This is a genomic window from Sandarakinorhabdus sp. (genome assembly GCF_987265915.1).
This window is the reverse complement of record NZ_OZ503948.1, coordinates 1,294,079-1,309,132: the sequence shown is the minus strand read 5'-3', so window position 1 is coordinate 1,309,132 and position 15,054 is coordinate 1,294,079. Positions and strand designations below refer to the sequence as shown.

The window sequence follows — 15,054 nt, the reverse complement described above, 5'->3', positions numbered from 1 at the left end:
CCGATCAATCGTAGGGCAGGAAAGCGGGCGCGCGCACTGGCAGGCCATCGATGGAGGCGCTGCGTTCCTGATATTTTGCCAGGCGCGCTACCGGATCATCCTGCACATGATACTTGCGCAGCGTCTGGCGCTCGGCGACAAGAGCCATGCGTGGCACCGCCCAACCGCAGCTGGTCTGGGTGCTTTCCACCGCGATGCGGAAAATCTGACGCACGCCGCGTTCAATGGTGAAATGGCGGGCCAGATCGGTCCAGGCCGCATCCTGCGGCAGCACGGCATGGCCATGGCCATAGATGCGATAGATCAATGCCGGCTGATCAAAGGCGCAGATCATGATGGTGATGCGGCCATCGGCGGCCAGATGCGCGTGGGTTTCATTGCCGCTGCCGCCATAATCCAGATAGGCGCAGGCCCGCCCACCATCGAGCACGCGGAAGCTGTCGAGGCCCTTGGGGCTGAGATTGATGCGGGCTTGCGGCGCGGCGGTGGCGACAAAGAACACCGGCTGACGCGCGATGAAATCGGCATGTTCGGGGGTGATGTGATCGAAAAATTCCGACATGCCGTGTTCCCTCCCTCGTCAGGCGGCGGTGCCGCCCACGGTCAACCCATCGATCAGCAGGGTCGGCTGGCCAACCCCGGCCGGCACGCTTTGCCCGCCCTTGCCGCAGATGCCGACACCTTCGTCCAGCGCCATGTCGTTGCCCATGGCCTTCACACGGGTCAGCACATCGGGGCCGTTGCCGATCAGCGTGGCGCCCTTCAGCGGCCGGCCCAGCTTGCCATTCTCGATCTCATAGGCCTCCGTGCAGGTGAACACGAACTTGCCGCTGGTGATATCGACTTGGCCACCGCCGAAGCTCTTGGCATAAATGCCCTTTTTCACGCTGGACAGGATGTTGCCGGGATCTTCCTGGCCGCCCAGCATGAAGGTGTTGGTCATCCGCGGCATCGGGGCATGCGCAAAGGATTCGCGGCGGCCGTTGCCGGTGGGCGCCACGCCCATCAGCCGGGCGTTCAAGCGATCCTGCATATAGCCTTTCAAGATGCCATCCTCGATCAGCACGGTCCGGCCGGTGGGCGTGCCTTCATCGTCGACGGTCAGGCTGCCACGACGCTGATCGATGCTGCCATCGTCCACCACCGTCACGCCCGGCGCCGCCACGCGCTCCCCGATGCGACCCGAAAAGGCGCTGGTGCCCTTGCGATTGAAATCGCCTTCCAGGCCGTGGCCGATGGCTTCGTGCAGCAATATGCCGGGCCAGCCGGGGCCGAGCACCACGGTCATCTGCCCGGCCGGGGCGTCGATGGCATCGAGGTTGGTCAGCGCCTGCGCCAGCGCGATATCGATGGCGCCTTCCCAGGACGCATCCTCGAACAGGCTGTCGTACAAATACCGACCGCCAAGGCCATGGAAGCCGGTCTCGCGGCGGCCGTTCTTCTCGGCGACGATCTGCACGTTCAGCCGCACCAGCGGCCGCACATCACGCACCCGGCTGCCGTCGCCACGCAGGATCTCCACCACGCTCCAGCTGCCGAGCAGGCTGGCCGACACTTGCACCACCTGGGGATTGCGGGCGCGCGCCGCCGCATCGATGCGCTGCATCAACGCGACCTTGGCGGAAAAATCGATGCCCGCAAGGGGGTTCATGTCGGTGTAGCGGCGGGCGTTGGTCGGGCGCGGCGCCAGCGCCAGCGTGCCGCCATGGCCATCGCGCACTTGCCTGATCGTATCGGCTGCGCGCAGGATCGCGGCTTCCGAAAGCTCGTTGGCATGGGCAAAGGCGGTCATCTCGCCGGCGACACCGCGCAGGCCAAAGCCCTTCTGCGTATCGAAGCTGGCGGCCTTCAGGCGGCCATCGTCGAAGGCGAAGCTTTCGGACACGGCATACTGCATATAGAGTTCGCCGTCGTCGCAGCCGTGCAGCGTTTCGGAAACCAGCCGCGCCGTGCGGTCGGGATCAAGGCCGGTATCGGCATAGAAGAGCGTGTTGGCGTCGGGGGTGCTGGTCATGCCCGAGATATGGGCCAGAGCCGCGAAAAACAAAAGGGGTGTGGCGGTTCGTCAGCCAAACTTGCAGGTCAGCACCCAACGCTCGCCGGCGCGGTCAAAGCTGATCCGGCTGCAATCATCGAGCACGTCGCGGCCGATCAGGATCCATGGGTCGCGGCCGCGCTTCTTCCGGTTGCGGTCGGCCGAAACGGTGATCGTGTCCTCATCGTCGGTATCGGTGGAGGTGCCGCGCGCGGCGGCATCGATGGCGCGCGCTTCGGATTCGGAAATGCGCACCCCCATCTGGCGCATCGGCAGGCCGGCGATCGTCAAGCCGGTCTTGGGCGTCAGGATCTGGGTGGGCAGGGCCACGCCCGGTATGGGCCGCCAATAGCCGAGGCTCGGCGTGCGCCGCACCAGCCCGGCCTTCACCAGCGCTTCGCCGGCGCGGGCGTTCATCACCGTGGTCGGGATGTTGAGTTCGAGGCTGATGGTCACAGGCTCATCGCCGATCCGCGTCTTGATCATCGCCTCCCCCTTGCCCTTTTTGGGGATGATGAGGGTCTGGCTGGCCGGCAGCGTGTCGCGCAGGATCACATCGATGCGATCGGCGGCCAGTTCCCCGATCGGCAAGATGCCCTCCGCATCGCCGGCCATCGGCGTTTCCAGCCACACCACTGGCACCTTGCGCGCCGGCAGCGCCTGCGGGGTGATCGTCGCCAGATTGAAGCGCAGCACGGACTTGCCACTGCCGAACGCACTGTTGTTGAAGCTGAACTTGCCGATCAACGGAAACGGCTTGATGCCAGCGCGCTGCACGGCCGCCGGATTGAGCACCAGGCCCTGATCATAGCTGAGCGCGATGCGGATCTTGAGCGTCGCCTGCTTCACGGCCACGTTCAGGTAAGGATTGCCGTTGTCGGCCACATTCAGGGTGAGCAGTGGCGGGGGCGCCTGCTTGGCTGCACTGGCCGGCACCGCGAGCAGGGCCAGCGCCAGCAGGAGGGGCGATTTCATCGTTTGTCGGCCGGGCCGCCGGCCAGAATGAACCGCCGATCGCAATAGCCGCAATCGGCAAAGCCCGTCGCATCGATCTGGATCCAGACGCGCGGATGGCCATCACCGGCCTGCTCATCGCCATCGCACCAGACACGGGCGGTTTGCGTCACATAGGTTTCGGGCGCCGGCAGGGCGTGTTTCTGGATGGCGGGCATGGCCAAGCCTTACCAGTGCCGGCCGGCAAAGTCACCATGTCGCAGCCTGCTGCAACAATGATGTCATGGCTTTGCCATCGCGCTGCAACGTCCACAGGCCAAAAGCCAGCGCGTGTTGCAGCGCACCATTTTCGCGCGCTGCCGATCACAAAAGGGATCAAGACGATGCGCCGTTTCCTGTTGCTGGCCAATGTGAGCCTGCTTGCCAGCCTGTTCGCCAGCCTGCCCGCCACGGCCCAGCAAGCCGATGAACAGATTGCCGAAACCATCGGTGAAGAGCTGGTGGTGACCGCCCAGCGCAGTGCGCAAAAGCAGAATGACGTGCCGATCACCATCACCGCCTACAGCGGGCGCTCGCTGCGCGAGATCGGCGTTACCCAGTTCGACCAGCTCGCCGCCTATGTCCCCGGCCTCAACGTGCAGGAACAATCGCCCAACAATCCCGGCTTCGTCATTCGCGGCATCACCTCCGACAGCGGCTCGTCGCAGGGCGCGCCGGCGGTCACTGTCTATCTGAACGGGATCGATGTCTCGCGTTCGCGCGGCTCCTATTTCGATCTCTATGATCTTGAGCGCGTCGAAGTGGTGAAGGGCCCGCAGGCGACCTTGTTCGGCACAGCCGCAGCCGTGGGCGTGGTCTCGGTGATCACCGCCAAGCCGAAAGCGGGCATGTCGGGCGAAGTGCGCGTTGGCTATGGCAATTATGATCAGCGCCGCATCGATGGCCACGTCAACATCGGCAACGACATGATCGCGCTGCGCGTCGCCGGCGCCATCAAGCTGCGCGACGGCGTGGTGGAAAACATCGCTGGCCGGCCCGGTTCGCAAACGCCGAATGGCCCGCGCATCGACGATCTGAACGGCCAGGGCCAATATGGCGCGCGAGTCTCGCTGCGCTACACGCCGAACGCTGATCTGACCGTCGATCTGGTCGGCACCTATGATGGCCAGCGCGCGCCGGGCACGGCCTTTTCGTCGGGCACGTTCGCGCCAACCGGCGGCACCACCAGCCCCTATACATTCAAGGAAGCCGCCGGTTCGCCGTTCAGCCGGCAGGCGCTCGGCGCCGATCAACCGAGCCTGACTCGCAATGTCTATGATGTGAACCTGACCAGCAGCTACAAGCTGGACGACGCCTGGAGCGTGACGGCAGTTGCCGGCTGGCGCAATTTCGACAGCAATGAAGTGTTCGATGCCGACGGCACCCAGGCCTGGTATCTGGAATTCGCCGAAGATGCCCGCGGCGAGCAGCTGAGCTTCGAAGCGCGCACCAATTACACCAGCGACACGTTCCGCGCCTTCTTTGGCGCAAATTATTTCTGGGAAACCGGCTTCCAGCGCGTGCCGTTCAGTTCCGAAGAAGGCATTTTCCTTCAGTGCGCCGCGCGACTGGTGCCGGGCCTGGCCTGCATCAACAATGCCACCGGCGTCGTCGAAGCCGCGCGCGCGACGGCACTGCTCACCGCCGGGCGGTTCACCCAGTTACCCTATTCCGCTGAACTGTTTCGCAACTCGGCGACCATCGACACGTTCAGTGCATTTGCCGATGCCACCTGGATCCCGACGCCGAAGCTGGAGATCAATGTCGGCGGCCGTTGGCTGACGGAAAACCGCTTCAGCGGCATTTCGACGAAAATCCCCAACACGGTGATCACCGGTGCCACGCTGATCCCCGGCGGGATCAACACTGGCGGCCAGGTGCTGAGTTCCAGCGGCCGCTTCAATGCCTTCCTGCCGCGCGCCAACCTGCTGTTCCGCGCCACCGACACCATCAATCTTTATGCCACCTATTCGCGCGGCCGTCGCTCGCCAGTGGTGCAGGTGAACGCCGGGCGGACTGCAGGGGTGCTGACCCCGGCTGTGCGCGTGTTCCCGGCGGAAATCATCGACAATTTCGAAGCCGGCGTGAAGGGTTCGATCGGCAAGCTGACCTTCAGCATCGGAGCCTATCTGCTGAAATACAAGGATTTCCAGATCACCGTGCTGCGGCCCGGCTTCCCCTCCACCATCGAGAATGCCGATGCCAGCAACAAAGGCATCGAGGCGGAAGTCAGCGCCAATATCTCGCCCAATTTCAACCTGTTCGCCAACGGCAGCTATATCAATGCGCGCGTCAACGATGATCCGCGCTTCGGCCAGTTCGCCGGCGATCGCTTCCGCCTGCAATCGGAATGGCAGGGCGCCATCGGCGGCACCGTGCGCGTGCCAGTCGGCGACAAACTTGAACTGTTCGCCACCCCCACCGTGACGCACCGCTCGTCGCTGTTCTTTGAACTGCCCAACAACCCGGTGACGTCGCAAGGCCCGGTGACGCTGGTCAATCTGCGCGCCGGCATCCGCGATCCAGATGCCAAGTGGGAGATCATCGGCTTTGCCAACAATCTGCTGAACGACAAATATCTGCTGGACGGTGGCAACACCGGCGGCGGCTTTGGCATCCCCACCTTCATCCGCGGCTTGCCGCGGCTGTTCGGGGTGGAGGCGGTTTATAGGTTCTAATCGCAGCCGGGCGCGCAAATAGCGTAGATATTTGCCGACTCCGGCAAGATCGGCCAGCGAGCGAAAAAGGGCGGCTCCCCAGCCGCCCTTTTTTGACTCGTCTGACGGCGTGGCTCCGCCACGCTCTTCTTCCTGCCTTCTCTTCTCCGTCCCGCAAGCCCGCACGGACTCGGCGGCTTCGCCGCCGGCCGTGCCTAGAGTCGATTGCGTTCAAGTTGAAGCGAGGAAGCTCCCTCCCTTCAAGGGAGGGCGAGAGACGAGCCGCAGGCGAGGCCCGGGGTGGGTGTTGTGTGTGGCCACAGGCGGGATCACCCACCCCGCTCGGCTGGCGCCGAGTCGCCCTCCCTTGAAGGGAGGGAGCCAAGGCGCTTCAATCAAACTGCAATCGAGCCTAGGCCACACCACGCTCCAACTTGCCACAGCCCGAACCCTTGCCCCAACCCTCCCCACCGTCTATCCCGTTCTGCATGAGCGAACCCGCCATCCGCCTTTCCGGCCTGACCAAGGTCTATGCCGGCGGCAAGCGCGCGCTGAACGGCATCGATCTGGAGATTCCGCGCGGCAGCATCTTTGGCCTGCTCGGCCCCAATGGCGCCGGCAAATCCACCACGATCAACATCCTCGCCGGCCTGGTGAACAAGACCGGCGGATCGGCGCGCATCTGGGGCTTCGATATCGACGAACACCCGCGCAATGCCAAGGCCAGCATCGGCATCGTGCCGCAGGAACTGGTGTTCGACGCATTTTTCACGCCGTTTGAAACGCTGGAATTGCAGGCCGGCCTCTTCGGTGTGCCCCGCGCCAAACGACGGACGATGGAATTGCTGAAGGCCGTGCGGCTGGAGGACAAGGCGCATGTCTATTCCCGCACGCTTTCGGGCGGCATGAAGCGGCGGCTGCTGGTGGCCAAGGCGTTGGTGCACACGCCGCCGGTGCTGGTGCTGGATGAACCGACCGCCGGCGTGGACATCGAATTGCGGCAATTGCTGTGGGATTATGTGCGGCAGCTCCATGCCGATGGCACCACCATCGTGCTGACCACCCATTATCTGGAAGAAGCCGAAAGCCTGTGCGATCGCATCGCCATCATCAATCATGGCACCGTGGTCGCCAATGACGAGACCCACAAATTGCTCGGCACCACCGGGGACAAGGTGCTGGAACTGATGGTCGATCGCGATTTGACCGCCGTGCCGGCCGAGCTTGCCACCTGCAAATCGGTGGAACTGAAGGGCCCGCGCCAGTTGGCCATCACCTTCGACAAGCGCAACACCAACGCCGGCGCCGTGCTGGCCATGGTCTCTGCGGCCGGATTGGGCGTGCTCGATGTCTCGACTCGCGAGGCCGATCTGGAAGATGTGTTCCTGGAGCTGACGAGTGGCCCAAAAGCCTAAAGTGCCGCCAGAGGCCCTGCATTATGACGCGCTAGTCATCGGATCGGGTGCGGCCGGCCTCACCGCCGCGCTGAACCTGGCCGAACATGGCCGCGTGGCGGTGCTGGCAAAGGCCGATCTTGCTGCAGGTTCGACCGCGTGGGCGCAGGGCGGCATCGCGGCGGTGCTGGATGCCGGCGACACGGTGGCGGCGCATGTCGAAGACACGATGGTCGCCGGCGCCGGCCTGAATGACCGTGCCACGGTGGAATATGTCGCGGCCAATGCCTCGGCCGCCATCGATCGGCTGGCGGCGTTGGGCGTGCCGTTCAATCCCGGCGAAACCGTATCGGAACGCTGGCACCTCACCCGCGAAGGCGGGCACAGCCATCGCCGCATCGTGCATGTCGATGATGCCACCGGCTGGGCGGTGAGCCAGGCGCTGATCCGCGCCGCGCAAGACCATCCCAACATCACGCTGATTCCGCACATGGCGGCGGTCGATCTGATCACCCATCGTCATGTCGTCGGCCGGCGCTTCCCGGCGCGGCGCTGCCATGGCGTCTATGCGCTCGACACGCAGAAACGGCGAGTGGTGCGGATATTGGCGCCGGCCACGGTGTTGGCCACCGGCGGCGCATCCCGCGTCTATCTCTATTCCACCAACCCCGATGGCGCGACCGGCGATGGCATCGCCATGGCGTGGCGGGCGGGGTGCCGGGTGTCGAACATGGAATTCAACCAGTTTCACCCGACCTGCCTGTTCCACCCCAGAGTGCGCAATTTCCTGATCACCGAGGCCGCGCGCGGCGAAGGCGGCCATCTGAAGCTGCCCGACGGCAGCCGCTTCATGGCAAGCCATGATGATCGCCTGGAACTGGCGCCGCGCGACGTGGTGGCGCGGGCCATCGATGCCGAAATGAAGCGGCTGGGGCTGGAACATGTGCTGCTGGATCTCACCCATCTTGGCGCGGATTTCGTGCGTGGCCATTTTCCGACCATCCATGCGCGGCTGCTCGAACTTGGCATCGATTGCACCACCCAGCCCATTCCGGTCGTGCCGGCCGCGCATTACAGCTGCGGCGGGGTGATGGTGGACCTGAACGGCCGCACCGATCTGGGCGGGCTGTGGGCGGCAGGTGAAGTGACGCAGAGCGGCCTGCACGGCGCCAACCGGCTGGCATCGAACAGCCTGCTGGAATGCCTTGTGTTCGGCCAGGCCGTGGCGGACGACATTGCGGCGCAGGATGCCGCAGACACCATGCCAGATATCAAGCCCTGGGACGAAAGCCGGGTGACCGACAGCGACGAGGAAGTGGTGATCGCCCATAATTGGGACGAGCTGCGGCGCACCATGTGGGATTATGTCGGCATCGTGCGCACCGACAAACGTCTGGAGCGCGCCGCGCACCGCGTGAAGACGCTGCGCAAGGAAGTGCAGGAATATTACGGCAATTTCCGCATCACCGGCGATCTGGTCGAGCTGCGCAATCTGGTGACCGTGGCCGATCTGATCGTGCGATCAGCCCGCGCCCGCAAGGAAAGCCGCGGCCTGCATTTCAGCACCGATTATCCGCACCAGGCGGCCGCCGCGCTGGATACCGTGCTGGACCCGGCGCAGGGCCGCGACGCCTGACCGATCAGGCGGCAACCCGCTGAAAGGGGTGCGCCACCGGTTTGCCGAACAGCCAGCCCTGGGCCAGATCGCAGCCCATTTGCCGCAGCAGCTGCCGCTGTCCTTCGGTTTCGACGCCTTCGGCGACCACCTGCTTGCCAAGGCTGTGCGCCAGATCCACCAGCGCGCGCACGATCTGCTGGCTGCTGGCCGAATTGACCATGTCCGCAACAAAGCTGCGATCGATCTTGACGAAATTGGCGGGCACTTCGCGCAAATGGATCAGGCTGGCAAAGCCGGTGCCGAAATCATCAAGCGCCACATGCACGCCGGCATCACGCAGACATTCCAGGCATTCGATCAGGGCGCCGCCCAGCCCGCCCATCACCACGTCTTCCGTCACATCGACCACCAGCGCCTGCGGCGGCACCCGGTGGCGCGACAGATCATCCAGGATCGCCACGGCAGCGGCCGTGCCCTGCAACTGCCCGGTGACGAAATTGACCGATATGGTGATATCGGCGCCCTGCGCGCGCAGATACGCAGCCTGCGCCAGGGCCGTATCGAGCACCCACAGCTGCAACGCCGGCAGGATGGCGGCTTCCTTCATCACATCGGCAAATTCACCGGGCGCCAGCAAGCCCAGACGCGGATGTTGCCAGCGCAGCAGGGCTTCGTGGCCGACCACGACGCCATCAAGGCGCTGGACAGGCTGGTAATGCAGCAGGAATTGCCCGTCGGCGAGGCCGGTGCGGGCTTCGGCGACAATGCGGCTGCGGGCGAACGCCTCGTCGGCCATGCTGGCATCATAGCTGCGCCAACAGCCGCGCCCGGCAGACTTGGCGGCATACATGGCCAGATCGGCCTGTTTGAAGATGCGTGCCATCGGTATGCTGCGTTCTTCGCTGGCGGCATGCCCGGCGCAGATGGAAATGATCAGATCATAACCGGCATGGCGCAGCGGCATGCCGGCCGACAGGGCGATCATCTGGCGCAATGCCGGCATGCGTGCCCGGGCCGCGCCTTCCAGCAGGATGACGAATTCATCGCCGCCGATGCGCGCGATGGTGGCCAACGGGCCGGCCGCCGCCGCCAGGCGTTCGGCCACCGCCACGATCAGCGCATCACCCGCATCATGGCCAGCCATGTCGTTGGTCTGTTTCAGATAGTCGATATCAACAGCAATCACATCGATCCCGCCGTGGCGCAGCGCCGGCTGTTCCAGCAAATTCTGGAACAAGGCGCGATTGCCCAGCCCGGTCAGCGGATCGGTGGTGGCAAAACGCAGCAATGTCTGGCGCTCCGCACCACTGGCGTCGGCATCGCGGCGCATCTGGCGGAAGCGATCGGCAATGGCCAGGCTGAGCACCAGAGATTCCCAACCGATTGCGGCGAAACTGGCCTGATCGACGAGATCATCCTGCGGCAACAACCCGAAGTTGCGCGCGATCCGCAGGCCCAACATGACCAGCGCCGGTGTCCATCCTGCCAGGTAGAACCAGACGGCACGGCTGCCGCGCAGCACGGCAAAGACGCAGCCCACCATCAACGCCCCGGTCACGCTGATCAAAGACAAGTTCAGTATCCGGTCGGTGAACCAGGCGGGGAAAACCATGTCGAATGCCGCCACCACCGACGTGATCGCCGTCATCATTCCGGCCAATTGCCCGAAATCGATCAGCTTTTGCGGCAGCTTGCCCTTTTCGATCAACGAGAAGAAAAACGCCGCGCCCGATACCACCAGCAAACCGACCAACAGGAAAACGGTGCGGGCGGTCGCCGGCCCGGCAAGGAACGGCAGGACGTTGAGCATCGCGCCCGTCCACACCAGCAGATAGCAAACCGCACTCGCCACCCACACCACATACCAGCGCTGAAACGGGGATTTCAGCCAGGTGAGCAGGAACACATTATAAGTGAAGGCCGAAATCAACACGCCCATCACCACGGCGATCAATATGGTCCAGTCCAGCAGGAGCCGTTCGTGGCCGGCAGCGTCCATGGCCTTGACGGATCGCATCAGCGATGGCGCATCAATGTTGCGAAAACCGATACGCACTGCGGTTACATCGGCGCCGGCCACCGGCACTTGAAATCGCAGATTATTGCCAAGGGTCCAGTTGTTTGCGAGTTCGAACTGGCCGCGTTGCAGTTGATAGACGCCGCCCTGGTGAACCACCTGGATCGACACCGCCGTGAAGCGCGTGTTGTCCACCAGCAGATTCCATTGCGGCGGCAGCGATTTCAACGTGCTGGGATCAACAGCAAACCAGGTCCAGTCGCCGCCATCGCCTATCGGGCACTGCCCGGGCGCACGTTCACAATCAAGCACATGGAACGCCAGTTGCTGGCTTTCGGCACGCACAGGGCCGGCAAAGATGGCAATCGCGACCAGCAGCGCAGCGGCCCACAGGCAAGCAAGCCGGCCAACCCTCACCGGCCGGCCCAGCAGTGTCACCCCTGAGAACCCGTCAATCGACACCGCCGCAGCCACAGCCCCACTACAACCAAGCTCCACAACGTAGGGAGCCGGCGTTTACAAATAATTACTGCACATGTTGCAAGAATGACGCCATCACGAAAAATCGGTCATGGCGTGCTGCTGCGCGGCGATCTTCAGCCCATCAGCTGGCGCACATCGGTCAAACGGCCGGTGATGGCCGCCGCGGCTGCCATGGCCGGCGACAACAGATGCGTGCGTGAACCTGGACCCTGACGGCCGACAAAATTGCGATTGGACGTGGAGGCGCAACGCTCGCCCGCCGGTACCTGATCCGGGTTCATGCCAAGGCACATCGAACAGCCCGGTTCGCGCCATTCGAAGCCAGCTTCGGTGAAGATGCGATCAAGCCCTTCGGCTTCGGCCTGGCGCTTGACAAGGCCCGAACCGGGAACCACCAGCGCCTGGCGCACGCCCGCTGCCACGCGGCGGCCCTGCACAACCGCCGCGGCCACGCGCAGGTCCTCGATGCGGCTGTTGGTGCAACTGCCGATGAAGACATGTTCCACGCTCACGTCTTCCATGCGGGTGCCCGGCACCAGGCCCATATAATCGAGGCTCTTGGCCGCAGCCGCGCGCTTGCCGGGATCGGCGAAACTGTCCGGTTCCGGGATGCGGCCAGTGATCGCCACCACATCTTCGGGGCTGGTGCCCCACGTCACCAGCGGTGCGATGGCGTTTCCGTCTATGATGACGGTGCGATCAAACACGGCACCCGCGTCTGTGTGCAGCGTCTGCCACCAGGCCAGTGCCTGATCCCAAGCGGCGCCCTGCGGCGCGCGCGGGCGGCCCTGCACATAATCAAAGGTCTTCTGGTCGGGCGCGACCAGGCCGGCACGGGCGCCGGCTTCGATCGCCATGTTGCACAAGGTCATCCGCCCTTCCATCGACAGCGCCTCGATCACCGGGCCGGTATATTCGATGACATGGCCGGCGCCGCCACCGGACCCCAGCGTGCCGCACACCGCCAGCGCGACATCCTTGGCCGACACCGAAAAGCCCAGCGAACCGGTGACGCGCACTTCCATCGCTTGCGATTGGCGCAGCAGCAACGTTTGGGTGGCGAACACATGTTCCACTTCGGATGTGCCGATGCCGAACGCCAGCGCACCAAAGGCGCCATGGGTCGCGGTATGGCTGTCGCCGCACACCAATGTCACGCCCGGAAGGGTGAAGCCCTGTTCCGGGCCGATGACATGCACGATGCCCTGTTCAGGTGCATCGATGGCATAGAGCTCCACGCCGAAATCCGCACAATTGCGCGCCAGCGCATCGAGCTGCGCCTTCGACATCGGATCGAGGATCGGCTTGCTGCGATCGGTGGTCGGCACATTGTGATCGGGCACCGCCAGCGTCAGATCCGGGCGGCGGAGCTGCCGGCCCGCCAGGCGCAGCGCCTCGAACGCTTGCGGCGTGGTCACTTCATGGATCAGGTGGCGATCGATGAAGATCAGCGCGGTGCCGTCGTCCAGCGTGCCGACGACATGATCGTCCCAGATTTTCTGATACAGGGTGCGCGGGGAAGTTGTCATGGCCTGCGGCTTTGCCAATGGTCCCGCGCAAAATCCAGCGGCATTTGCGCTTGGCCGGCGGCAGCCCAGCTTCTAGACGTGGATGGCATGTACAGCCTTGTCGATGATTTGCCGCCTCTTGCCGTCGCGCTGCTGCTGCTGACGATCGGCGCGGCGGCCATGCTGGCGGGCCGTGGCTGGCGCCGCCAGCTGGGTGGCGATGGCGCGGGCGAGACGCTCTATGCCACCACGGCCACACTCAGCCTGTTCACGCTGCTGGTGGGCTTCACCTTCGCCGTCGCCCTCAACCGCTACGATACGCGCCGCGATCTGGTGGTGGAGGAAAGTGCCAGCTGCTTTGCGCTCTGGCAGCGACTGCAACTCCAGCCGGCGCCGTTTCGGGCGCAGATGGCCAGCACGCTGCGCGCCTATGTCGATGCCCGGCTGGCATGGGCGAGTGGCGGGCTGGAAACCGATCGCAACCGGCCCGGCGACACCGCCAGCGATGCCCTGATGGAGCGGATGTGGAACCTGACCCGGGAAAGCGGCGGCGATGGGGCCCGGCTGCGCCTGATAGCCGACAGTCTGACGCGAGTGGATGATGCCGCCTGGCGCCGCGAAGCGATGGCACGCGAGCATATTCCGCTATCGGTGATCGACGCGCTGGCCGTGTTCTTTATCTTGTCGGCCTTTTCGCTCGGCTATTCCGGGGCTGCCAACGCCCGCCTGGTGCGGACACCGCACGCCCTGTTCCTGATCCTCGCGGCCGGCGCGAATTTTCTGGTGCTGGACCTCGATCGACCGCGTTCCGGGCTGGTCAAGGTCAATCAGGCCCCGATGCGCGAGCTCGCCGGCTTCATGGCCCGCGACATGGCGGCGGACGCTTCGCTGCGGCCCTAGAGCGCTTTCCGACCAACTTGGATCACCGTCATCGCCCTGCAGGGCGACCCCTTCGGGGCAGGGCGCTTTTGGCCCAGGGCTGCGTCGCTCGTCGGTTACGATGCGAAAAGCATCGCGCCCTCCTCGCTTCTTGCCCTGAACCAAAATCACCGCTGTGCCGATGACCCAAGTTGGTCGGAAAACGCTCCAATCAGCCGGCGGCGATGCCGGCCAGCGCGCCGAGCAGCGCGTCCACTTCGGCGGCGCTGTTGTAATGGGTGAAGCCCACCCGCACCGCACCGCGCTCCTTCACGCCGAGCACGCCGGCCGGTTCCCAGGCGTAATAAAAGCCGTGCCAGACGAACATGTTGCGCGCCGCCAGTGCCGCTGCCACTTCGGCACTCGATTTGCCGGCCAGCTCGAAAGTGAAGGTGGCGACGCGTTCGTGCAACCGGTTGGGATTGGCGATGCCGTGCAGCGTCACGCCGGGCACAGTGCTGATCCCGGCCAGAAACTGCCGCATCAGATCGGTTTCATGCGCCTGCGCCGCCGCCAGCCCGGCCACCAGCCGCTGCCGCAAGGGCTGATCCGCGCCAACAGTGCCGGCGGCCTCGCCCAGCCAGGCCAGGTGATCAATGGCCGCCGCCGTGCCGGCCATGGCCTCGAACGCGGGCGTGCCGGGCGCCAGCCGCGTCGGCATCACATCCGCCGATGGCCGCACTTTGAGCGGCGGGATGATGGCCTGCAAGCGCCGCGACACGAACAGGATCGCCGCATGTGGCCCGAAGAATTTATAGGCTGAAGCCGCCATCAGATCACAGCCGATCGCCGCCACATCCAGCGCCATGTGCGGCGCCGATTGCACGGCATCGACGATGCTGACCGCGCCCACTGCGCGTGCCGCCGCACAGACCGCGGCGACATCGTTGATGGTGCCAAGGAAATTGCTGGCATGGCCCACGGCGACGGCGCGGGTACGTGCATCGATCAGATCGGGCAAGGTCTCCAGCTTCAGTGCAAACGTCTCCCGGTCCCATTCCAGAAACCGCACTTCCACCCCGCGCGCCGCCGCCGCCTGCAACCAAGGCGAGACATTGGCATCATGATCCATGCGGGTGAGCAGGATATTGTCACCAGCGCGCCAATCATGCGCGATCAGCGGCGCCATCTGGAAAAACAGGCTGGTGGTGTTCAGCCCGAAGATCACTTCATCATCGCCGCAATGGAAGAAGGCCGCCGCACTGGCAATCGCCGCATCGACGATGACGCCGGTCGCCACACTGGTGCGGAAAAGCCCGCCATCATTGGCGCAGGCCTGCACCATGACGTGGCCCATGGCATCGATCACCCTCCCCGCCACCTGGGTGCCGGCCGGCGCATCGAAATAGCCACGCGGATGGCCATCATCCAGCAGCGCCAGCGCCGGAAACGCCGCGCGCACGCTATCGATCGGCAATTGCATCTTGGTCC

Annotated in this window: 11 protein-coding genes; 4 read left to right on the top strand and 7 right to left on the bottom strand. The window is 64.6% G+C overall.

What is annotated here, in order from left to right; genetic code table 11:
* Positions 1–4: 4 nt before the first annotated feature.
* From AC6UUM_RS06400 to AC6UUM_RS06385, 4 genes are read right to left on the bottom strand one after another with little or no spacing between them, the layout of a single operon-like run.
* Positions 5–562, bottom strand: a complete 558-nt coding sequence (locus tag AC6UUM_RS06400; RefSeq protein ID WP_500804500.1) for a pyridoxamine 5'-phosphate oxidase family protein — start codon at positions 560–562, stop codon at positions 5–7.
* 18 nt (positions 563–580) lie between these two features.
* Entirely contained in the window at positions 581–2,014 is a 1,434-nt protein-coding gene (tldD, locus tag AC6UUM_RS06395; RefSeq protein WP_500804499.1) for a metalloprotease TldD, read from the bottom strand.
* A gap of 51 nt (positions 2,015–2,065) precedes the next feature.
* Positions 2,066–3,010 (bottom strand): hypothetical protein, encoded by a 945-nt coding sequence (locus AC6UUM_RS06390; protein ID WP_500804498.1) that lies wholly within the window; start codon positions 3,008–3,010, stop codon positions 2,066–2,068.
* Entirely contained in the window at positions 3,007–3,207 is a 201-nt protein-coding gene (locus tag AC6UUM_RS06385) for a zinc-finger domain-containing protein (protein WP_500804497.1), read from the bottom strand. Before AC6UUM_RS06385 ends, AC6UUM_RS06390 begins: the two co-directional genes overlap by 4 nt.
* A gap of 165 nt (positions 3,208–3,372) precedes the next feature.
* On the opposite strand from AC6UUM_RS06385, the gene AC6UUM_RS06380 reads away from it, so the two are divergent.
* The 3 genes from AC6UUM_RS06380 (at position 3,373) to nadB (ending at position 8,715) form a co-directional block, all read left to right on the top strand.
* Positions 3,373–5,706 (top strand): TonB-dependent receptor, encoded by a 2,334-nt coding sequence (locus AC6UUM_RS06380; protein WP_500804496.1) that lies wholly within the window; start codon positions 3,373–3,375, stop codon positions 5,704–5,706.
* A 467-nt stretch (positions 5,707–6,173) separates the two neighbouring features.
* Positions 6,174–7,100, top strand: coding sequence for an ABC transporter ATP-binding protein (locus AC6UUM_RS06375; protein WP_500804495.1), 927 nt, complete (start codon positions 6,174–6,176; stop codon positions 7,098–7,100).
* Positions 7,084–8,715 (top strand): L-aspartate oxidase, encoded by a 1,632-nt coding sequence (nadB, locus tag AC6UUM_RS06370; protein WP_500804494.1) that lies wholly within the window; start codon positions 7,084–7,086, stop codon positions 8,713–8,715. The genes AC6UUM_RS06375 and nadB overlap by 17 nt, the downstream gene beginning before the upstream one ends.
* A 4-nt stretch (positions 8,716–8,719) precedes the next feature.
* On the opposite strand, the gene AC6UUM_RS06365 is transcribed toward nadB, so the two are convergent.
* The gene (locus AC6UUM_RS06365) at positions 8,720–11,152 is read right to left on the bottom strand and encodes a putative bifunctional diguanylate cyclase/phosphodiesterase (RefSeq protein WP_500804493.1); all 2,433 of its coding nucleotides are present in this window, start codon (positions 11,150–11,152) and stop codon (positions 8,720–8,722) included.
* A 158-nt stretch (positions 11,153–11,310) separates the two neighbouring features.
* On the bottom strand, positions 11,311–12,726 hold the full coding sequence (leuC, locus tag AC6UUM_RS06360; RefSeq protein WP_500804492.1) for a 3-isopropylmalate dehydratase large subunit: 1,416 nt from the start codon (positions 12,724–12,726) through the stop codon (positions 11,311–11,313).
* A gap of 87 nt (positions 12,727–12,813) precedes the next feature.
* Between leuC and AC6UUM_RS06355 the strand changes: the two genes are divergently transcribed.
* Entirely contained in the window at positions 12,814–13,605 is a 792-nt protein-coding gene (locus AC6UUM_RS06355; RefSeq protein ID WP_500804491.1) for a bestrophin-like domain, read from the top strand.
* Between the two features lie 190 nt (positions 13,606–13,795).
* Here AC6UUM_RS06355 and AC6UUM_RS06350 read toward each other — a convergent pair whose 3' ends face one another.
* Positions 13,796–15,046 (bottom strand): cysteine desulfurase-like protein, encoded by a 1,251-nt coding sequence (locus tag AC6UUM_RS06350; RefSeq protein WP_500804490.1) that lies wholly within the window; start codon positions 15,044–15,046, stop codon positions 13,796–13,798.
* Positions 15,047–15,054: the final 8 nt, after the last annotated feature.